This window comes from Streptomyces sp. NPDC016459, assembly GCF_040632845.1.
GTDB lineage: Bacteria > Actinomycetota > Actinomycetes > Streptomycetales > Streptomycetaceae > Streptomyces.
This window is the reverse complement of sequence record NZ_JBEYCR010000005.1, coordinates 200,586-220,213: the sequence shown is the minus strand read 5'-3', so window position 1 is coordinate 220,213 and position 19,628 is coordinate 200,586. Positions and strand designations below refer to the sequence as shown.

Below are 19,628 nucleotides of genomic sequence, written 5' to 3'. Positions count from 1 at the left end.
GCGGTGGCTACGTGCGCCGGGGTGGCCCGGTGGAACCACGCGGCGTCAGCGCCGGCGTCGGGACCTGGTGGTCGCCCCTGTACGTGCCCTCGATGACACCGAACAGGGAGCGCGCGACCTCCTCGCCGAACTGGTGCACGTCATGGCTCATGGCCGAGAGCGCCGGGTGGGTCAGCCGGCACAACTGGGAGTCGTCCCAGGCCAGCAGGGACACGTCGTCGGGCACGGAGAGCCCCATCTCGGCGGCCACGGCCGCCCCCGCCACGGCCATGATGTCGTTGTCGTACACGACCGCCGTCGGACGGTCGGGGCCGAGCAGCAGGCTCCTGGTCGCCCGTGCCCCCTCCTCCCCGACAAAGCCGGTCGACATCTGCAGGCGTCCGTCCAGGCCGAGTTCGGCCATCGTGGCCTCGAAGGCCGCGGCGCGGATCCCGCTGTGGCCGAGGCCCGCCGGGCCTCCGACGCGCGCGATGCGGCGGTGGCCGAGCGCGGCGAGGTAGCGCACGGCCTCCGCCGCCGCCGACGCGTCGTCCGTCCAGACCGAGGGGAACCCGCCGGTCAGCGACGGATGGCCGACGGCCACGGCGGGCATGCCCAGTGCCCGCAGCGGCCCCACCCGCGGGTCGTCGTGGTGGAAGTCGACCAGGATGGCCCCGCCGACGGTCCGGCTGCGCCACCACTCCTCGTACAGCGTGACCTCCTCCTCCAGGTCCCGCACCAGCCGCAGCAGCAGCGAGCACGAGCGCTCGGACAGGACGTCCTCGATGCCGGAGATGAACTCCATGTAGAAGGGTTCGAGGCCGAGGACCCGCGCCGGGCGGCAGAGCGCGAGGCCCACGATGCCCGACCGCCGGCCGGAGAGGCTCCGCGCGGTCTGGTGCGGGGCCCAGCCGAGCTCCTGGGCGACCTCGAAGATCCGCTTGCGCGTCGCCTGGGACACTCCGGGACGGTTGTTGAAGGCCATGGAGACGGCGCCCTTGGACACCCCGGCCCGCGCGGCGACGTCGTTGATCGTGACGCGGGCGGCGGGGACGTTCACGCGGCTCCCACGCTGAACAGCGCGTCCCGTACGGCGCAGACGTCGACCTCGTCGCCCTCACCGGCGGCGGGCCATCCGGTGACCGTGATCCGTGCCTCCTCGCCGGGGAGCAGCGTCAGCAGACCGCGGTCCGCGCGGGCCTGCGGCGAGAGCCGGTCGGGCTGCAGGAGCAGGTCCCGCACCACGGTCCGGGCGGTGACCACCACCTGCACCGCCCCGCCCCCGGCGTGCGCCTCGACGCGGACGTCGTACTCCGGGGCCGGGTGGGCGAACTCCTTGTCGGGTACGGGGAAGTGGACGGCCCGCAGTCCGTCGGCGTCGGCGACGAGGAACTCCTTCACCGATCCGGGCGCGGGCAGGAGCCCGCCCGGCAGGACCGGCCGCGCGACCGAACGCGCGGCGGCCTCCACCTCGACGACGGCTTCGCGCAGGACGGTGCCGTCCGCGCCGATCCGGCGCAGCGTGACCGCCGTGCGCCACGGGGAGCCGGACTGGTTGTCGACCGCGAGCACCGGTCCGTCCTCGGTTGGCACGAGGGTGAGCAGCCGGTCCGCGTACACCCTCCGCAGCTCGTGGTAGAGCGGCTTGAGCCGGCCGTCGCCGTCGATCGCGGCCCAGGAGCTGACCGGCCAGCAGTCGTTGATCTGCCACACCACCGTGCCCGCGCACACCGGCCAGTTGGCCCGCCAGTGCTCGATCCCGGCGGCCACGGCCCGTGCCTGCACGACCTGCGCCAGATAGTGCCAGCGGTCGAAGTCCCCCTCGGGCAGGGCGAAGTGGCGTGCGATGCCCCGGTTCAGCTTGCCGTTGCCGTCCTCGGCCTTCTGGTGGTGCAGCATGCCGGGAGAGTCGGGGGCGAGTTCCTCGCCGGGCAGGGCGCGTCGCAGGGTGGCGAGGGCGGGCGGGGCCTGCCAGCCGAACTCGGAGCAGAAGCGGGGCACGTTCGCCCGGTACTCGGCGTAGTCCTGTCGGTTCCACACCTCCCAGGAGTGGTGGGTGCCGTGGGCGGGGTCGTTGGGGTGGTGGTCCCAGGACCCGGACCAGGGGCTGCCCGCCGTGTACGGGCGGGTCGGGTCGAGTTCGGCGACGATCCGGGGCAGCACGCCGAGGTAGTACCCCTCGCCCCAGGAGTCGCCGGCCAGCGGCTGCTCCCACTCCCAGTCGCGGAATCCCCAGAGGTTCTCGTTGTTGCCGTTCCACAGCACCAGGCTCGGGTGGGGCATCAGGCGGACAACGTTGTCGCGGGCCTCGGCCTCCACCTCTCCGCGCAGGGGCTGCTCCTCGGGGTAGGCGGCGCAGGCGAAGAGGAAGTCCTGCCAGACCATGAGGCCGAGCTCGTCGCACACGTCGTAGAACGCGTCGTCCTCATAGATCCCGCCGCCCCAGATCCGGACCAGGTCCACGTTCGCCCCGGCCGTCTGCGCGAGCCGGGTCCGGTACCGCTCGGGTGTCACCCGGGAGGGCAGGACGTCGTCGGGGATCCAGTTGACCCCGCGCGCGAAGATCCGCACGCCGTTGACCACGAAGGTGAAACCGGTGCCGTGCCCGTCCGGGGAGCGGTCGACCTCGACGGTACGGAAGCCGATCCGCCGCCGCCAGGTGTCGAGCGGGTCGCCCTCCTCGTCCAGGAGCGCCACGTCGAGCCCGTACAGCGGCTGCTCGCCGTGGCCGCGCGGCCACCACAGCTCGGGCTCCGGGACCCGGAGTACCAGGACCGCCTCGTCGCCCTCGAAGACCGTCTCGGCGACGGCGTCCGCGACGGTGGCGCGCAGCCGCAGCGGGCGGCCCGCGCCGCTCCCGGTGCGCTCGGTCCGGACCCGCACCTCGACCCGTCCGGCGCTGTCGTCGACCGTGACCAGCGGGCGGACCTCGGCGAGCCGGGCCGTCGACCAGTGCTCCAGGCGCACGGGCCGCCACATGCCGGCCGTGACGACCGTGGGGCCCCAGTCCCAGCCGAAGGAGCAGGCCATCTTGCGGATGTACTGGAAGGGCTCCGGGTAGACGTTCGGCCGTTCCCCGGTGAGGGCGCGGACGCGGTCGGCCTCCTCGTACGCGGAGGCGAAACGCACCTCCAGCGGGCCGGTGCGGCCGGTGACGTCGAAGCGGTGGGCGCGGTGCATGTTGCGGGTCGTGCCGAGGGGCCGGCCGGCGAGGAGGACCTCGGCGGCGGTGTCGAGGCCGTCGAAGACGAGGTCGGTGCGCTCGTGGCCGCTGTCGTGGGCCAGTTCCGTGGCGTAGGACCAGGCCCGTCGGCCCACCCACGCGATCTCGGTCTCGTTCCGGCCGATGAACGGGTCGGGTATCACCCCGGCGTCGAGCAGATCGGTGTGGACGCAGCCGGGGACGGTGGCCGGAAGCATTGCGTCCTCGTGGCGCAGCTTCCAGCCGTCGTGCAGCTGGGTGACGTCCTTCATGGTGTGCGGCTCCAATCGCCTGACGGTGGTCTCGTCGTGGGGTGGACGCGGGTGTGGGGCGACAAACTAACCGCCGTTCCCCGCGGCTGTCCATGAACCGGTGAAGTAGCCGGGTCCCGGGGGAAGAGTGACTGCGAGTGAGGGGCCTACCGGAGATAGCCGGGCCGACGCGTCACGGCGGTAACGATTGCGTATCACGCGGGAAATCAATACTTTACCGGTTCACGTTCGGCTGACATAGTGCCGACATCCCACCGGTAAGACCTGAGCCGTAACCCTGAAGGAGTTGGGCAATGGGCAAGAAGTCGATGGCGCTCACGGGCGTGCTGCTGACAGCCACGATGGTGACCGTGGCCGGGTGCGGCGGAGGAGGGAGCGCCGTCACGGGTGAGACGGCCGCCGCCCCGTCCGACCCGAAGGAGGTCTCGGGCGAGATCAAGGTCCTCACGCACCGGACCGACCTCGTCCAGAACGGGGTGATGAAGAAGTACGCGGCCGAGTTCAACAAGGTCTACCCCGAGGTCGAGGTGAGCTTCGACGGCATCACCGACTACGAGGGGGAGGTGAGGATCCGGCTGAACGCGAAGTCCTACGGTGACGTGCTGGGCATCCCGGGGGCCGTGGCGAAGAACGACTACCCGAAGTTCTTCGCCCCGCTCGGTTCCGCCAAGGAGCTGGGGGCGAAGTACCGCTTCGCCGACAAGACCGAGGTCGGGGGGAAGTCGTACGGCATCGCCCAGTTCGGCACCGCCAACGGCTTCGTCTACAACAAGGCGGTGTGGAGGAAGGCGGGGATAACCACCTGGCCGAAGACCCCGCAGGAGTTCCTGGCCGGCCTGAAGGCGATCAAGGACAGGACGGGCGCCACCCCGTACTACACCAACTTCAAGGACGGCTGGCCGCTCGTCCAGTGGAGCGCCAACGTCGGTTCCGTCAGCTGCGACTCGCAGGCGAGCAACGCGCTGGCGGGTCCGGTGTCCCCCTGGAAGGCGGGCGGTGAGCTGCGGACGATCGACACGCTGCTGCACGACATCGTCCGGCAGGGGCTCGCGGAGAAGGACCCCACCACGACCAACTGGGAGACGTCCAAGGCCCTGCTCGCCGAGGGCAGGATCGCGACGATGATGCTGGGCTCCTGGTCGATCACCCAGATGCAGGGCGCGGCGACCGACGCGGGCCTCAGGGCCGAGGACATCGGCTTCATGCCGTTCCCCACCCGGAAGAACGGCACCTTCTGCGCGACGGTGACGTCCGACTACCAGCAGGCCGTCAGCGTCCACTCCGAGAACAAGCCCGCCGCGCGCGCCTGGATCGACTGGTTCACCGAGAAGTCCGGCTACTCGGAGAAGGAGGGCGTCGTCTCCGCGGTCAAGGCCGCGCCCATGCCCGCGACCCTCAAGGACTTCGTTGACAACGATGTCACGTTCGTCGACCGCTCCGAGGCCAGGACCGCCGCGGTCAACGACATCGACGAGGCCGCCGAGATCGGCCTGACCAAGCAGGACTACCGCCAGAAGCTCGTCGACACCGCGCGGGGGGCCGCGAAGGGCAGCCTGGAGGACTTCTTCGCCGACCTCGACAAGAGGTGGAACGAGGCGGCGGAGACCGCCGGTTCCTGATCCGACGGCGGAGCGGGCCCCGGCCGGACCGACGCCGGCCGGGGCCCCTGGACCTTCCGCAGTCGCGGACACGAAAGGCCGACATGACCGAGACAACCCACACCGCTCCCGGGGGCGCCGCCGTGCCACGGCGGTCCGCCACGGACACGGACGCCACGGGGCGCGCGTCGCGCGGAGGGAAACCGGGGGGCCGGCCGGCTCCCCGGCGCCGCCCCACCGCCGGGAGCGAACAGCCCCGTTCCTGGCGACGTTCGCCGCTCCGCCGGATCACGCCCTGGCTCTTCCTGGCGGTCCCGCTGGCGTTCCTGATCACGTTCACCTACGTCCCCGTGGCGAGCATGATCTCCTACAGCTTCACCGACTGGGACGGGGTGAGCCCCGACCGGGAGAACGTCGGCTTCGACAACTACGTACAGATATTCACCCGCCCCGAGCTCTTCCGGGTCTTCTTCGTCAGCGGCTACTACCTGGCCGCGTCCGTGGTCCAGATCGCCGTCGCGCTCTACTTCGCGGTGATCCTGAGCTTCGACCTCCGGTTCCGCAACTTCTTCAAGGGGATCCTCTTCTTCCCCTACCTCATCAACGGCGTCGCGATCGGCTTCGTGTTCTTGTACTTCTTCCAGGACGGCGGCACCCTCGACTCCGTGCTGGCGTGGCTCGGCGTGACCACCGACCACCCCTGGCTCGGCGACCCGACCTCCGCGAACATCTCCCTGGCGGGGGTATCGGTCTGGCGCTTCACCGGACTGAACTTCGTCCTCTTCCTCGGCGCCATCCAGTCCATCCCCGGCGAGCTGTACGAGGCCGCCGAACTGGACGGCGCGGGCAGGTGGAAGCAGTTCCGCCACATCATCGCGCCCAGCATCAAGCCCGTCATCAGCCTCAGCGTCATCCTGGCGATCTCCGGCTCCCTGTCCGTCTTCGAGATCCCCTACATCATGACCGGCGGCGCGACCGGCACCCAGACCTTCGTCATCCAGACGATCAAGCTCGCGTTCCAGTTCAACAAGACCGGCCTGGCGTCGGCGGCGGCCGTGGTGCTGCTCCTGATCATCCTGCTGGTCACGTGGATCCAGCGCCGGCTCGTGCCCGACGACAAGGTGGACCTCGTATGACCTCCCCCGGCCCCCTCACGGTCCCGCCCTCCGCCCGCACCGGCCGTCGCCTCGCGGTCCCGCCCTCCGCCCGCACCGGCCGACGCCGCCGCCTCCCCGTCGGGACCCTGCTGACCTATCTGTCGCTGGTCGCCGCCACGGCGGTGGTCCTGCTGCCGCTCGCCGTCGTCTTCCTCACGTCGCTCAAGACCTCCCGGGAGGTCGGGGAGGGGGGCGCGCTCTCCCTGCCGGGGAACTGGCTGAACCTCGACAACTACGTCACGGCGTTCACCGACGGCAACATGCTCATGGCCTTCTGGAACACCGCGTTCATCCTCTTCTTCTCCATCAGCGGCACCGTGGTCATCGGCTCGATGACCGCCTACGCCGTGGACCGCTTCGACTTCCGGGCGAAGGAGCCGGTCATGGCGCTGTTCCTGATCGCCACCCTCGTGCCCAGCGTCACCACGCAGGTCGCGACCTTCCAGGTCATCAGCGGCTTCGGCCTCGTCGACACCCGCTGGGCCCCGATCCTGCTCTACATGGGCACCGACATCGTGTCCGTCTACATCTTCCTGCAGTTCATCCGAGGCATTCCCGTCTCGCTCGACGAGGCGGCCCGGCTCGACGGCGCGAACGCCTTCACCATCTACCGCAGGATCATCTTCCCGCTCCTGAAGCCGGCCGTCGCCACCGTGGTCATCATCAAGGGGATCACCACCTACAACGACTTCTACATCCCCTTCCTCTACATGCACTCCGAGGACCTCGGGACGATCTCCACGGCGCTCTTCCGCTTCAAGGGCCCGTTCGGCGCGCACTGGGAGGCCATCTCGGCCGGGGCGATCCTCGTCATCGTGCCGACCCTGGTCATCTTCCTGCTGCTCCAGCGCTGGATCTACAACGGCTTCTCCCAGGGCGCCACCAAGTAGGGCGGGGGCGGGGAGAGGAGGTGGGCAGTCCCGGCTGCGGGAGACGGCCGGGGTCAGGAGGGCTCCGGTCGCCCGTCCGACGGCGCCCGGCCTGCGATCAGGAGGACTCCGGTCGCCCGTCCGACGGCGGGCAGGTACTGCCCCGGGGAACGAAGCGGGCGTACCCGTCGCGGATGTCGTCGACCGCCTCGCCCGCGATGAGCGCCAGCAGCGCGTTCGCCGCACGGGCCCCGTACGCCGGGATGTCCCGCGTCACCGCCGACAGCACGGGGCGGACCACCTGGGTCAGCGGGGACTCGTCCCAGGCGACGATCGACAGGTCGCGCGGGATCGAGAGGTTCAGCTCCTGCGCCACGGAGAGCGCGGCCACGGCCATGATGTCGTTGTCGAACACGATGGCCGTCGGCCGTTCCCGGGAGATCAGCAGCGAGCGGGCGGCCCGGGCCCCGGCGTCGCCGGTGTAGTCGGTGTGGACCACGGCGGCCTCGGGAATCCCGGCCTCCTGGCAGGCGGCGCGCAGCGCCCGGTCACGGACCGCCGTGTGGGTCAGCTCCGCCGGGCCGGCCACCCGGGCGATGTGGCGATGGCCGAGCACCGCGAGATAGCGCACGATCTCGTGGATGCTCTCGCCGTCGTCCGACCAGATCGCGGGCAGCGAACCGGAGGCATCGGGCGGTCCGACGACCACCGCGGGAAGACCGAGGGCCTCGACGGCGGGCACGCGCGCGTCCGCGGCCTGGAGGTCCATGAGGAAGACCCCGTCGATCCGCCGCTCGCCCCACCAGCGCCGGCAGACCTCGATCTCCTGCTCCTGATCCCCCACCATCTGCAGCATCAACGCGTACGAACGCTCCGAGAGGGCCGCCTCCACGCCGCTGATGAACTCCATGAAGAACGGCTCCACGCCGAGCATCCGGGCGGGCCGGCACAGGGCCAGCCCCACCGCCTGCGCCCGCCCTCCGGTGAGCGCGCGGGCGGCGCTGCTGGGGCGCCACCCCAACTCCTCGGCGATGCTCTTGATCGACGCGCGGGTCGCGTCGGAGACCCCCGGCTGGTCGTTCAACGCGTACGAGACCGCCACCTTGGACACACCTGCGCGGCGTGCGATGTCCGCCATGGTCGGCCGCTTCACGCGCCACCCCTGTCTGTGCTGGTCCGTCGCCGGTGGTCGACCCTACCCGCCCGCCCGCACCGCCGGGGGCACTCCGCCGGGGCGGCCCGGCGGGACGCGAGGGCCGGTGGGCGACACCCCGTCCGCCGTTCCGGCAGACCGCACTCAACCGGCCGAGCCATGGTGGCGGTTATCGGATTCCACCGCACCACGAAGGGACAAGTCCCTCTCGTCGGCCGTGACATGAGCGAGCCGGATCCGGGGAGCTGCCGGAAATCGCCGCATGCCACCGAATTCACCGCCGGGCTCTGTCCGTCGACGGATGGAACACGAGGGACCGTAAAACCTGGGGAGGAGCGGAGCAACCCCCACCAACAAAGATCCTTTGTTCAGTGGGAATTTAGCTCTGCCGACGCCTCCTTTCGTCCGTCGAAAGCGAAGCACCGCTTTCCCGCCTATTGACTTCGGGGGAACGGGGAGTGCCTCATGGTGAAGACCGCCGGCCCGATCTCGTCGGCCGGTGAGGAATCCCGAGCCATACGACCGAGCGGTCGACGCACCACGTGATGACAACGTTGCCATACTTCGGCGACGCGGTCCCGACGGAGAAGCATCCCCTTGAGGAGACACATGAAGAAGCCATCGCGCAGAACCTGGTTGACCGCTCTCGGCGCCGCGATCGCCGGAGCAGCCGGCCTGCTGCTGCCCGTTCTCGGCCCCGCCGGCGAGGCCGAGGCAGCCCCCACCGGCCTCCGCGTCGACAACGGGCGTCTGTACGAGGCCAACGGGAACGAGTTCGTGATGCGTGGCGTCAACCACGCGCACGCCTGGTACCCGGAGCGGGCCGGCTCGATCGCCGACATCGCCGCCAAGGGCGCCAACACCGTCCGGATCGTCCTCAGCAGCGGCGACAGGTGGACCAGGACGACCACGGACCAGGTGTCCTCCCTGATCGACCGGTGCAGGACGAGCAAGCTGATCTGCGTGCTCGAAACGCACGACACGACCGGCTACGGCGAAGAGCCCGCCGCGGCCTCCCTGGACAGGGCCGCCGACTACTGGGTCAGCGTCAAGAGCGCCCTGGTGGGCCAGGAGGACTACGTCGTCGTCAACATCGGCAACGAGCCGTTCGGCAACAACGACCAGGGCGCGTGGACCAACGCCACGAAGAGCGCGATCGGCAAGCTGCGCGGCGCCGGCCTCCGCCACGCCCTCATGGTGGACGCCCCCGCCTGGGGCCAGGACTGGGCCCACGTCATGCGGGACAACGCCGCTTCGGTCCTCGCCGCCGACCCCGACCGCAACACGATCTTCTCGGTCCACATGTACGGCGTCTACGACACCGCCGCCGAGGTGCGGAACTACCTGAACCACTTCGTCAGCAACCGACTCCCCCTCGTGATCGGCGAGTTCGGCGACGCCCACAGTGACGGCAACCCCGACGAGGACGCCATCATGGCGACGGCCCAGTCCCTCCGGATCGGCTACCTCGGCTGGTCGTGGAGCGGCAACGGCTCCGGGGTCGAGTACCTCGACATGGTCAACGGCTTCGACGCCACGTCCCTGACCCCGTGGGGCAACCGCCTCCTCCACGGCGCGAACGGCATCTCCACCACCTCGAAGAAGGCCACCGTCTACGGCGGCGGACCGGTCGACGACATCGCCCGGAACGGCTACCCGTACTGCGCCCGGGGCACCGCCTCCGACCCCGACGGTGACGGCTGGGGCTGGGAGGACAACCGCTCCTGCGTCGTCCGCGGCGGCCCCGCCGACACGGCGCCCAACGGCTACCGCTACTGCGCCCAGGGCAGCGCCTCCGACCCCGACGGTGACGGCTGGGGCTGGGAGAACAACCGCTCCTGCGTCGTCCGCCACGGCTCCGCCGACCGCTGACGCCCACCCGGCCACCCCGGCGTGACCGGTCGTCCTCCCGCGCGATCCCGTGGACGCCCGCCTCACGGGCGCGCTCCACGACGGGAAACGCGTCCGCGACCGCACCGAGAAGGCCGTCCGTGGTGCGGTAGCGCCGCCAGGCGTCGTCCACGGCCGCCGACGCGCCGAGGAGCGGGCCCAGGCCCGCTCCTCGGACTGCCGCTCCTCGGCGGCCCCCTCGCACCCGGAGCCCGCGCGGTCACGCCGGTACGCCGCGGTCGGCAACAGCAGGGCCCCGCAAGGCCTACCGGATCCGGCTGCGATCCGGCACCCGGGTCGTCTCCGACACCGAGCAGTACGACCGGGCCGGCGGGCGCCTACGGGAGACCGTGACCCTGCTCGACGCGTGGTCGTGGGGCACGCCCTCAGGCGCGAGGAGTGGCTGGAGAAAGTGCCCCGGGACGTCCATGACACCCGGACCGTTCTCTTCACGGCGGGACGACGGCCGAGCGCGCACCCGGCTGCCGTGGCGTCCTGTCCGCGGCCAGGACGACGCATGCCGCCACGGCGGACAGTCCCGCGAGTACGCCGAAGAGCCCGTCGTACCCGCCGAGTGATCCCGCGAGGGCGGCCCCGGCCCAGGGGGCGAGGGCGGCGGCGAGGTGGGCGGGGGCGCCGAGGAGGGCGGAGAGGCGGCCGTAGTGGGTGGTGCCCCAGCGGTCGGTGACGGCGGTGGCCTGGAGGAGGGTGAGGTTGCCGCGTACGACTCCGGCGAGGACCGACAGCAGGACGAGGAGCGGGATCGGCCCGGGGACGAGGGCCAGTGCGGCGGTGGTCGCTCCGCCGAGGGCGATCAGCGTGGTGGTGCGCGTGGTGGCCGACGTCCTGGAGGCGAGGGCGGAGTAGAGGGTGCGGCCGAGGGTCTGGCCGGCTCCGCCGAGACCCAGTGCCCATGCGGCGGCGGTGGTGCTCGCGCCGCGTTCCTGGAGGAGGGGGACGAGGCCGATGACGACCGCGTACATCGCGAAGCCGGAGAGCGTGAAGGCGAGGGCCAGGAGGACGAAGGGGCGGCTGCGGGTGATCGGGATGCCGACGTACGAGGCCGGTGGCGCGGGTGGTGCCGGCGGCCACGGCGCTCGGAGGGCGAGGGCGTGGGCCGGGATGGTGACGGCGGCGAGGATCAGGGCGAGGACGGTGTACGTGGCGCGCCAGCTGAGGTGCTCGGCGAGGACGGCGGTGAGCGGGGCGAAGACGGTGCTCGCGAGTCCGCCGGCGAGGGTCACGAGGGTCAGGGCGCGGATGCGGTCGGGGCCCCACCATCGGGTGAGGGCGGCGAAGGCGGGCTGGTAGAAGGTGGCGGCCATGGCGACGCCGGCCGCTGTCCAGGCGGCGAGGAAGACGGGGAGGTTCGGTGCCGCGGCCACGCCGAGGACCGCCAGGACGGCGAGGACCGAGCCGCCGGTCATGACGAGGTGGGGGCCTCGCCGGTCCAGCATTCTGCCGATCGGGATGCCGGCCGCCGCCGAGACGAGCAGGGCGAGGGAGAAGGCGGCCGTCGTGGCGCTGGTGGACCAGCCGGTGTCGGCGGTGATGCGGGAGAGCAGGACGGGGAAGGCGTAGTAGACGATTCCCCAGCTGGTGATCTGGGTGGCGCAGAGAGCGGGGAGTACGCCGCGTGGCCGCGACCGGTCCCCCGTTCCGGTCGCGGCCACGCGGCTGTGGGTGTCGGGCACGGTGGTCAGCAGCTGCCGGAGGGGGCGGGGGCTCCGATGCCGAGGGTGAGGGTGCTGGGAGTGGCGCAGCAGCCGCCGCCGTCGGCCGGGTTCGCCTCGGGCTCGTCGAAGAGGCCGGCGCCGCCGCACACGCCCGTCTCGGGGAGGGTGAGTTCGACGCGCTCGGCGGCCTCCCGGTCACCGGCGAGGGCGGCGGCGATGGAGCGGACCTGTTCGTAGCCGGTCATGGCGAGGAACGTGGGGGCGCGGCCGTAGGACTTCATGCCGACGAGGTAGACGTCCTTCTCCGGGTGGGAGAGCTCGTTGACGCCGTGGGGGTAGACGGTGCCGCAGGAGTGCTGGTTGGGGTCGATCAGCGGGGCCAGCTCGACCGGGGCCTGGAGGCGCTCGTCGAGGCCGAGGCGGAGTTCGGCGAGGAAGGACAGGTCCGGGCGCAGACCGGTGAGGACGATGACCTCGTCGACCGGGTCGAGCCGGCGGCCGTCGTCACCGACGAGGACGAGCTGCTCGCCGTCGTGCTCGATCGCGTCCGTACGGAAGCCGGTGACGGCGTCCGCGTGGCCGTGGTCGACGGCGGCCTTGGCGGCGAGGCCGAGGGCGCCGCGGGCGGGGAGCTGGTCGGCGGTACCGCCGCCGAAGGTGGAGCCGGAGATGCCCCGGCGCAGGACCCAGAGGGCGTGGGTGCCGGTGCCGTCGTCGGACGTGGAGAGGGCGGCGAGCGTGGCGAGGGCGGTGAAAGCGGAGGCTCCGGAGCCGATGACGGCGGTGCGCTTCCCGGCGTAACGAGCGCGTACGGCGGGGTTGTCGAGGTCGGGGACGCGGTACGAGATCCGGTCGGACGCCGCCTTCTCGCCGAGGGCGGGGAGGCCGTCGCCGCCGATCGGGCTCGGGGTGGCCCAGGTGCCGGAGGCGTCGATGACCGCGTGGGCGAGGACCCGCTGTTCGGAGGCGTCGGCGAGCCGGATCCGCACGGTGAAGGGCTGGGCCTCGCGGTCGGCGTCGACGATCCGGTCGCGGCCGACGCGGGAGACCCCGGTGACGGTGGCGCCGTAGCGGACCTTGTCGCCGAGGACGTCGGCGAGCGGCTGCAGGTACTGCTCGGCCCAGTCCGCGCCGGACGGGTAGGTCGCGCCGTCGGGCTTCACCCAGCCGGTGGGCGCGAGGAGCTTCTCCGCGGCGGGGTCGACGACCTCGGACCAGGTGGAGAAGAGCCGCACGTGCCCCCACTCGCGGACGGCGCTGCCGGCGGTGGAGCCCGCCTCCAGGACGAGCGGCTCGAGGCCGCGCTCGACGAGGTGGGCGGCGGCGGCGAGACCGGCCGGGCCGGCACCGATGACGACGACGGGAAGCTGCTGCTGGGACATGACGGGTGTTCTCCTCAACGCGGGGTGCCGGCGGGGCGGTGGGTCTCGGCGCGGCGGGTGCGCAGGTCGGTGATCACGGCGAGACCCCCTCTGCTTTGATGCATATCGATGTCCTCGATGACTGGAGCTTGTCACCTGCATCGACAACTGTCAACATAGATATATATCGAATTCATTGTCGTGGCAGCCGATCTTGGGACAACCGTGAACATCACACCGCTCACCACCGAGCACGCCGACGAGGTCGTCGCGATCTACCAGGCGGGAATCGACGAGGGCGACGCCACCTTCGAGACCACCGCCCCCACCTGGGAGCAGTTCGACGCCGCCAAGATGCCCGAGCACCGCTTCGTCGCCCTCGACGACGCCGGGCGGGTGCTGGGCTGGGTGGCGACCGCCAAGGTGTCCGACCGCCGCGCGTACGCGGGCGTGGTCGAGCACTCGGTCTACGTCCACTCCGCCGCCCGCGGCCGGGGCATCGCCTCCGCGCTCCTCAGGACGGTGGTCGAATCCACCGAGGCGGCCGGGATCTGGACCATCCAGGCGGGCATCTTCCCCGAGAACACCGCAAGCCTGACCATCCACGGGCGCGCCGGCTTCCGGGTCATCGGCACCCGCGAACGCATCGGCCTCCACCACGGCCGCTGGAGGGACACCGTTCTCGTCGAGCGGCGCAGTCCCCTCGTCGACTGACCGGGGCGGCTCCGCGGAGGCGATCGGCCTTCACGGCCGGCGCCGCTCCCCCGCCCCGCCGACGGAGACCACGGTCCGTCAGCGCGGGCCGAGGAGCTCCACGATCGCCCGGGCGGCGTCGCGGGCGGGGCGGCCGACGCCGATGAGGGTGGCCGAGGCGGGGCCGGTCCAGTCGCCGTAGCCGAGGAGGTGGAGGCGGGGGTCCCCGAGCGCCTGGGTGCCCGCGGCGGGGATGTGGCCGCGCGGGCCCCGCAGGCCGAGCGGCGCGAGGTGCGAGAGCGCGGGGCGGAAGCCGGTGCACCAGACGATCGCGTCCACGTCGGCGCGGGTGCCGTCGGCCCATTCGACGCCGGTACGGGTGAGGCGGTGGAACATCGGCTGCGCCTTGAGGAGTCCGGCGTCGCGGGCTTCGCGCACGGGTGGGACGGCGACGATGTCACCGAGCGAGGCGACGCCTCCGGTGTCGGTGCGGCCCTCGTCGAGGGCGCGGCGGCGGGCCGTGGCGTGGTCGAAGAGGGCGCGGCCGTCGATGTCGTCGGCGAGGAAGCGGGCCGGGCGCCGGGTGACCCAGGTGAGGTCGGTGGCGTGGGCGAGGTCGGCGGCGATCTGCGCGCCGGAGTTCCCGCCGCCGACGACCAGGACCTTCTGTCCGGCGACGTCGGCGGGGCTGCGGTACTGCACCGTGTGGAGCTGGACGCCCTCGAACTCCGTACGGCCGGGGACTGCGGGCATGAACGGACGCCACCAGGTGCCGGTCGCGCTGATGACCGTACGACCCGGCCACGTACCGGCGTCCCCCTCCACCCGCAGGAACTCGCCGTCGGGGCGGACCGCTTCGACCCGTACGGGGCGGATGACGGGGAGTTCGTACCGCTGCTCGTAGTCGACGAGGTAGTCGACGACGTGCGCCGCGTCCGGGTACGTCCGCCCCGGCTGCGGCGGCATCAGCCGGCCCGGCAGTGAGGAGTACGCGGCCGGGGAGAAGAGGTGCAGGGAGTCCCAGGCGTGCTGCCAGGCTCCGCCGGGCGCGGCCTGGGCGTCGAGGACGACGAACTCCAGGCCGAGGCGGCGCAGGTGGTAGCCGGCCGCGAGTCCCGCCTGTCCGCCGCCGATGACGACGACGTCGAGTGGCCTGTGCATGCCCCGGCTCTCCCTTCCCTTCTCGGCACGGTGGCCCCGCCCCGTCGGAGGGCGGGGCCACCCTGTGTCACTTGCTGGGTTACTGCCTGGCCGCGGCGAACTTCTTGCGCCAGGCCAGTGACACGTAGACCAGCGCGACCAGGACCGGGACCTCGATCAGCGGGCCGACGACACCGGAGAGCGCCTGGCCGGAGGTCACGCCGAAGGTGGCGATGGCGACGGCGATGGCGAGCTCGAAGTTGTTGCCGGCGGCCGTGAAGGCGAGGGTGGCCGTGCGGTCGTAGTTCAGGCCGATCGCCTTGCCGAGCAGGAAGGTGCCGAACCACATCACCGCGAAGTACACGAGCAGCGGGAGCGCGATCCGCACGACGTCCAGCGGCTGCGAGGTGATGGTCTTCCCCTGGAGGGCGAAGAGGATGACGATCGTGAAGAGCAGGCCGTAGAGGGCCCAGGGGCCGATCTTCGGCAGGAACGTCGCCTCGTACGACTCGCGGCCCACCTTCTTCTCGCCGATACGGCGGGTGAGGAAGCCGGCGACCAGCGGGACACCGAGGAAGATGACGACGTTCAGCGCGATCTTCCCCATCGAGATGTCGAGCTGCTCACCCTCGCCGAGGCCCAGCCACCCGGGCAGCAGATCGAGGTAGAACCAGCCGAGCACGCCGAAGGCGATCACCTGGAAGACCGAGTTCAGGGCGACCAGGACGGCGGCGGCCTCGCGGTCGCCGCAGGCGAGGTCGTTCCAGATGATCACCATGGCGATGCAGCGGGCGAGGCCGACGATGATCAGGCCGGTGCGGTACTCGGGCAGGTCGGGGAGGAAGATCCAGGCCAGGGCGAACATGAGCGCCGGACCGAGGATCCAGTTGATGACCAGGGAGGAGATCATCAGCCTGCGGTCGCCGGTGACGGCGTCCAGCTTGTCGTACCGGACCTTGGCGAGCACCGGGTACATCATGATCAGCAGGCCGACGGCGATCGGGAGCGAGATGCCGCCGATCTCGACCTTGGCGAGCGTGTCGTTCAGCCCGGGGATCAGCCGGCCGAGGCCGAGGCCGAGGCCCATGGCCAGGAGGATCCAGACGGCGAGAAATCGGTCAAGCGTCGACAGCTTCGCGACGACCGAGGACTCCTCGGCCGGGGCGGGCGCCTGGGTGGGGGTCACGGACAGGCCCTCTTGTTCTCGGCAGCGGTACGGGCGGACTCGGCCAGGTCGGTGAACTGGCCGGCAAGCGCGGCGATGACGTCCGGGCGGAGCTTGTAGTACGTGAAGCGCCCGCACGGTTCGGTCTCGACGACCCCGGCCTCGCGCAGCACTCTCAGGTGGTTGGAGAGGTTGGTCTGCTTGGCACCGGTCTCCTCGACGAGGTGGGTGGTGCAGAGCGTCTCGCGGGCGAGCAGGGTCACGATCCGCAGGCGCAGGGGATCGCCCAGCACCCGCATCAACTCAGTGTCGACTGACGTCATCATGTACTGATACTGTCACATCAGTGGTGGATGACACCACCGGGTGCTGATTTCACTCGTGCCTGATGTCGTCGTGAGACAAGAGAGACCCGTCGTGTCCGAGAAGCCCTCCGTCCTGTTCGTCTGCGTCCACAACGCCGGCCGTTCGCAGATGGCCGCCGCGTGGCTGTCGCACCTGGCCGGGGACCGCGTCGAGGTCCGTTCCGCCGGTTCCGCCCCCGCCGACCGGGTCAACCCCGCCGCCGTCGAGGCGATGCGTGAGGTCGGCATCGACATCACCGCCGAGACCCCGAAGATCCTCACGGTCGACGCGGTCAAGGCGTCCGACGTCTGCATCACCATGGGCTGCGGCGACACCTGCCCCGTCTTCCCGGGCAAGCGCTACCTCGACTGGACGCTGGAGGACCCGGCGGGCCAGGGCGTCGAGGCCGTACGCCCGATCCGCGACGAGATCAGGAAGCTCGTGGAGGGCCTGATCGAGGAGATCGCCCCGGAGAAGACCGCCTGAGCGGGATCCGCGAGGTCGTCATGACCGGCTGGTGGCCGTGCACGCAGCGGATGCCCCATCGGATCCGGTCCCGCCGGATCCACCGCCGCCCTCTCACGGCCCGCGCGTAACTCGACCACTGTTCCGAGGCAGCTCGCCCGGCACCTACCCTCGCGCGGCCAGGGGGACGAACACCAGCCGGCGGCGGGGCGGCGGGCCGGCCTCGACGGTCGCGAACGCGGGCTGGTCCGCGGCCCCGTGGCCGCGCCCCGAGTCGAGACGAGTCGGGCGACCGCGGAGCCACCGCGTCATGCACGGAAGGTTCTGGCGGCGGTCTCCGTCGACCCGGGAGCGCCGTCGCGATCAGTACGCGGCCAGGGAGATGGCGATGTAGTGCGCGGTGAAGGCCGCCACGGTCAGGGCGTGGAACACCTCGTGGAAGCCGAACCAGCGGGGTGAGGGGTCGGGGCGCTGGAGAGCGTAGACGACCGCGCCCGCGCTGTAGAGGAGACCGCCGACCACGATCAGGGCGAGTACGGCCGCTCCGCCGGTGTGCAGGAAATCCGGCAGATAGCGCGCCGGCGCCCACCCCAGGGCCAGGTAGCACGGCGTGTACAGCCAGCGCGGAGCTGTGACCCAGAGGACCCGGAAGGCGATGCCGGCCAACGCCCCCGTCCACACGATCCACAGCAGCGTGGACCGCTGTCCCGCCGGGAGGAGGAGTACGGCCAGGGGCGTGCAGGTACCGGCGATGATGAGGAAGATGTTGGCGTGGTCGAGACGCCGCAGAAGAGCCTCACCGAGCGTCCCCCAGGTGCCGCGGTGGTAGATGGCGCTCGTGGCGAACAGCAGCCAGGCGGTGACCGAGTACACGGCGCAGGCCAGGGCCGCCTGCGGGGTGCGGGCCAGGCAGACGAGCACGATGCCCGCGATCAGCGAGGCGGGGACCATTCCGGCGTGAAGCCAGCCACGCAACCTGGGCTTGATCGGTTCGGCCAGGTCGGCCGCCCGCTCCAGCAGAGCGGCGACCGAGTGCGCGTTCTCCCCCGCGTCCTCCCCTTGCGATCCGCGGGGCGGTGGGTCTTCGCGACACTCTCCACGCGCCGACGCGACGTGGACGCGTTCGGCATCGGCGACGTCGCGGGACGCGGTCTCCCGCCCGCCCTGGGACTCCTGGGCCTCACCGGTCATCATGCGATCATGCTAGGAGACTCCACCCGGACGGCATCCAGGGAGTCGGGAGTCGAGAAGCAGGCACATGTCGCCGGGATGGGCAGGTTCGCCGCCGTGTGAACTCCGGCCCCGCTGATCCCCCCACCGATTCGAGTCGGCCGAAGCCGAGTAGATCGGCCGGTCATGGGAACGATCAGGGCTTACGAACGGGCATTCCCGCTCGCCTACGCGCAAGGATCGCCGATGCTCCCTGAGGTCCGCCCCCATGTGTCCGCCACGCTCGCGCACCAGCTGGAACGCCAATGGGGCCTGGCCCCGCAGCTCGAAGCCGGTCATCTCGACGTGGAGCGTGTCGGCGGCATCGCCGTCGTCGCGGCTGCCCACTCCGAAGGCTATGCGGCCACCGGCCATCTCCTCGGACTGCTGGCCGCGCTGCCTGCCCCCACCAAAGCGGGAGAACGTTTCTGGTCGGACCTGTGGAGGTCTTCGGGCACCGCGTACCTGCTGCCCGGCAACATCAAGGGCCTGGTGCTGCGGTCCTTGGCAGGGGAGGGAACGCCCTTGGCCCGCCAAATCCTCTCCGCCGTCGACGAGATGACCCCGCCCCAACGGGTCGCAGCCGGAGAGGTGATCGGTCAGGCCCTCGCCGAGTCCGACCATTTCCCCGACCTCAAGGCACAGGTCATCGGAGAGCTGTGGCTCCGAGATCTCGAACTCACCGCCTGGCGCGTCCTGCACGCGGACCGCGGGTCGGACGATCCCGCCGGCCGGAAAGCGTTCCTCGACGCCTGGACCAGCGTCTGACGCCTGCCCGCCCACGCCGCACGACAACCACGCAGGGCTTACGGCGCCCGACCCGGCACCGAAGCGCACGTTCCCGGCCTCGTATCCCGAACCATCCGGCCCGGTGCTCCCGCACTACCGGAACCCCCGTCCATTGCGGCCTGCTTGCCGAGTTCGGCCAGCAGTCGCTCGGGTGTGTCGGGATTCGTCGAAGCCCTCGACGGGGGCGAAAACCCGGGCGTCGAACCGCTGCCGGAAATGCCAAGCAGCTGGGGCCCGCACCCCGAAGGATGCGAGCCCCAGCTACCACGTGTGCGTCAGCGTCAGGCCGGAACGATGTTCTCGGCCGTCGGGCCCTTCTGGCCCTGCGCGATGTCGAAGTTCACCTTCTGGCCTTCGAGCAGCTCACGGAAGCCCTGAGCGGCAATGTTCGAGTAGTGGGCGAACACGTCAGCGCCGCCACCGTCCTGCTCGATGAAGCCGAAGCCCTTTTCCGCGTTGAACCACTTCACGGTACCAGCAGCCATGTCAATTCTCCTTTGGGGCAGTACATCGGAATCCGCACTGCGCGGACACCGTGTCGCCGCGATGATCACCCCGCCGGAAAAGACCGGACATACGAAAGTGCTCCCATCGGCAGAAACCGAGTGGGGGCACCTGAAGTTTCGGGAACCACAACTGCAACTGAGATCGACAGTAGCACGCCG

At 71.1% G+C, this 19,628-nt stretch carries 17 protein-coding genes; 7 read left to right on the top strand and 10 right to left on the bottom strand.

The features are described from left to right. Positions 1 to 7: 7 nt before the first annotated feature. Both ABZ567_RS15680 and ABZ567_RS15675 read right to left on the bottom strand, forming a co-directional pair. Positions 8 to 1,039 carry a LacI family DNA-binding transcriptional regulator gene (locus ABZ567_RS15680; protein WP_360789295.1) on the bottom strand — a complete coding sequence of 344 codons (1,032 nt, stop codon included), beginning with the start codon at positions 1,037 to 1,039 and terminating at the stop codon, positions 8 to 10. Further along, complete coding sequence (locus ABZ567_RS15675; RefSeq protein WP_360789292.1) at positions 1,036 to 3,453, bottom strand: glycoside hydrolase family 2 protein; 2,418 nt, start codon at positions 3,451 to 3,453, stop codon at positions 1,036 to 1,038. The genes ABZ567_RS15680 and ABZ567_RS15675 overlap by 4 nt, the downstream gene beginning before the upstream one ends. 293 nt (positions 3,454 to 3,746) lie before the next feature. Here ABZ567_RS15675 and ABZ567_RS15670 point away from each other — a divergent pair, with 293 nt between their 5' ends. From ABZ567_RS15670 to ABZ567_RS15660, 3 genes are all read left to right on the top strand, one after another. Beyond that, positions 3,747 to 5,072 carry an extracellular solute-binding protein gene (locus ABZ567_RS15670; RefSeq protein WP_360789289.1) on the top strand — a complete coding sequence of 442 codons (1,326 nt, stop codon included), beginning with the start codon at positions 3,747 to 3,749 and terminating at the stop codon, positions 5,070 to 5,072. A gap of 83 nt (positions 5,073 to 5,155) precedes the next feature. Beyond that, positions 5,156 to 6,187: a sugar ABC transporter permease gene (locus ABZ567_RS15665; RefSeq protein ID WP_360789286.1), complete on the top strand. Its 1,032-nt coding sequence runs from the start codon at positions 5,156 to 5,158 to the stop codon at positions 6,185 to 6,187. Continuing rightward, entirely contained in the window at positions 6,184 to 7,098 is a 915-nt protein-coding gene (locus ABZ567_RS15660) for a carbohydrate ABC transporter permease (protein WP_360789283.1), read from the top strand. Before ABZ567_RS15665 ends, ABZ567_RS15660 begins: the two co-directional genes overlap by 4 nt. A 97-nt stretch (positions 7,099 to 7,195) precedes the next feature. Here the strand turns inward: ABZ567_RS15660 and ABZ567_RS15655 are convergent, their stop codons facing one another. Beyond that, positions 7,196 to 8,230: a LacI family DNA-binding transcriptional regulator gene (locus tag ABZ567_RS15655; RefSeq protein WP_360789280.1), complete on the bottom strand. Its 1,035-nt coding sequence runs from the start codon at positions 8,228 to 8,230 to the stop codon at positions 7,196 to 7,198. A 609-nt stretch (positions 8,231 to 8,839) separates the two neighbouring features. Between ABZ567_RS15655 and ABZ567_RS15650 the strand changes: the two genes are divergently transcribed. Further along, a complete protein-coding gene (locus ABZ567_RS15650; RefSeq protein WP_360789277.1) occupies positions 8,840 to 10,102 on the top strand; it encodes a cellulase family glycosylhydrolase in 1,263 nt (420 codons plus the stop codon). Between the two features lie 467 nt (positions 10,103 to 10,569). Here the strand turns inward: ABZ567_RS15650 and ABZ567_RS15645 are convergent, their stop codons facing one another. Beyond that, entirely contained in the window at positions 10,570 to 11,823 is a 1,254-nt protein-coding gene (locus tag ABZ567_RS15645; protein WP_360789847.1) for an MFS transporter, read from the bottom strand. Then, the gene (locus tag ABZ567_RS15640; protein ID WP_360789274.1) at positions 11,820 to 13,178 is read right to left on the bottom strand and encodes an NAD(P)-binding domain-containing protein; all 1,359 of its coding nucleotides are present in this window, start codon (positions 13,176 to 13,178) and stop codon (positions 11,820 to 11,822) included. The genes ABZ567_RS15645 and ABZ567_RS15640 overlap by 4 nt, the downstream gene beginning before the upstream one ends. 204 nt (positions 13,179 to 13,382) lie before the next feature. Here ABZ567_RS15640 and ABZ567_RS15635 point away from each other — a divergent pair, with 204 nt between their 5' ends. Then, a complete protein-coding gene (locus ABZ567_RS15635) occupies positions 13,383 to 13,871 on the top strand; it encodes an N-acetyltransferase family protein (protein ID WP_360789271.1) in 489 nt (162 codons plus the stop codon). A 78-nt stretch (positions 13,872 to 13,949) separates the two neighbouring features. Here ABZ567_RS15635 and ABZ567_RS15630 read toward each other — a convergent pair whose 3' ends face one another. The 3 genes from ABZ567_RS15630 to ABZ567_RS15620 all read right to left on the bottom strand — a co-directional run bounded on the left by ABZ567_RS15630 (position 13,950) and on the right by ABZ567_RS15620 (position 16,481). Then, positions 13,950 to 15,011: an ArsO family NAD(P)H-dependent flavin-containing monooxygenase gene (locus tag ABZ567_RS15630; protein WP_360789269.1), complete on the bottom strand. Its 1,062-nt coding sequence runs from the start codon at positions 15,009 to 15,011 to the stop codon at positions 13,950 to 13,952. Between the two features lie 79 nt (positions 15,012 to 15,090). Then, positions 15,091 to 16,176, bottom strand: coding sequence for an ACR3 family arsenite efflux transporter (gene arsB / locus ABZ567_RS15625; RefSeq protein WP_360789266.1), 1,086 nt, complete (start codon positions 16,174 to 16,176; stop codon positions 15,091 to 15,093). After that, on the bottom strand, positions 16,173 to 16,481 hold the full coding sequence (locus ABZ567_RS15620; RefSeq protein WP_360789263.1) for a metalloregulator ArsR/SmtB family transcription factor: 309 nt from the start codon (positions 16,479 to 16,481) through the stop codon (positions 16,173 to 16,175). Before ABZ567_RS15620 ends, arsB begins: the two co-directional genes overlap by 4 nt. A gap of 91 nt (positions 16,482 to 16,572) precedes the next feature. Here ABZ567_RS15620 and ABZ567_RS15615 point away from each other — a divergent pair, with 91 nt between their 5' ends. Beyond that, positions 16,573 to 16,986 (top strand): arsenate reductase ArsC, encoded by a 414-nt coding sequence (locus ABZ567_RS15615; RefSeq protein ID WP_360789260.1) that lies wholly within the window; start codon positions 16,573 to 16,575, stop codon positions 16,984 to 16,986. Positions 16,987 to 17,328: 342 nt separating this feature from the next. Here ABZ567_RS15615 and ABZ567_RS15610 read toward each other — a convergent pair whose 3' ends face one another. After that, positions 17,329 to 18,159, bottom strand: coding sequence for a hemolysin III family protein (locus ABZ567_RS15610; RefSeq protein WP_360789257.1), 831 nt, complete (start codon positions 18,157 to 18,159; stop codon positions 17,329 to 17,331). Between the two features lie 222 nt (positions 18,160 to 18,381). Between ABZ567_RS15610 and ABZ567_RS15605 the strand changes: the two genes are divergently transcribed. Further along, positions 18,382 to 18,942, top strand: a complete 561-nt coding sequence (locus ABZ567_RS15605; RefSeq protein WP_360789255.1) for a hypothetical protein — start codon at positions 18,382 to 18,384, stop codon at positions 18,940 to 18,942. A 302-nt stretch (positions 18,943 to 19,244) separates the two neighbouring features. Here the strand turns inward: ABZ567_RS15605 and ABZ567_RS15600 are convergent, their stop codons facing one another. Beyond that, positions 19,245 to 19,448: a cold-shock protein gene (locus ABZ567_RS15600; protein WP_003973099.1), complete on the bottom strand. Its 204-nt coding sequence runs from the start codon at positions 19,446 to 19,448 to the stop codon at positions 19,245 to 19,247. Positions 19,449 to 19,628: the final 180 nt, after the last annotated feature.

Coding starts and splice junctions, on each gene's coding strand:
- ABZ567_RS15605 (WP_360789255.1), top strand. CDS start 18,382: ATGCTCCCTGAGGTCCGCCCCCATGTGTCCGCCACGCTCGCGCACCAG.
- ABZ567_RS15660 (WP_360789283.1), top strand. CDS start 6,184: ATGACCTCCCCCGGCCCCCTCACGGTCCCGCCCTCCGCCCGCACCGGC.
- ABZ567_RS15640 (WP_360789274.1), bottom strand. CDS start 13,178: ATGTCCCAGCAGCAGCTTCCCGTCGTCGTCATCGGTGCCGGCCCGGCC.
- ABZ567_RS15600 (WP_003973099.1), bottom strand. CDS start 19,448: ATGGCTGCTGGTACCGTGAAGTGGTTCAACGCGGAAAAGGGCTTCGGC.
- ABZ567_RS15650 (WP_360789277.1), top strand. CDS start 8,840: ATGAAGAAGCCATCGCGCAGAACCTGGTTGACCGCTCTCGGCGCCGCG.
- ABZ567_RS15665 (WP_360789286.1), top strand. CDS start 5,156: ATGACCGAGACAACCCACACCGCTCCCGGGGGCGCCGCCGTGCCACGG.
- ABZ567_RS15630 (WP_360789269.1), bottom strand. CDS start 15,011: ATGCACAGGCCACTCGACGTCGTCGTCATCGGCGGCGGACAGGCGGGA.
- ABZ567_RS15620 (WP_360789263.1), bottom strand. CDS start 16,481: ATGATGACGTCAGTCGACACTGAGTTGATGCGGGTGCTGGGCGATCCC.
- ABZ567_RS15670 (WP_360789289.1), top strand. CDS start 3,747: ATGGGCAAGAAGTCGATGGCGCTCACGGGCGTGCTGCTGACAGCCACG.
- ABZ567_RS15610 (WP_360789257.1), bottom strand. CDS start 18,159: ATGATGACCGGTGAGGCCCAGGAGTCCCAGGGCGGGCGGGAGACCGCG.
- ABZ567_RS15675 (WP_360789292.1), bottom strand. CDS start 3,453: ATGAAGGACGTCACCCAGCTGCACGACGGCTGGAAGCTGCGCCACGAG.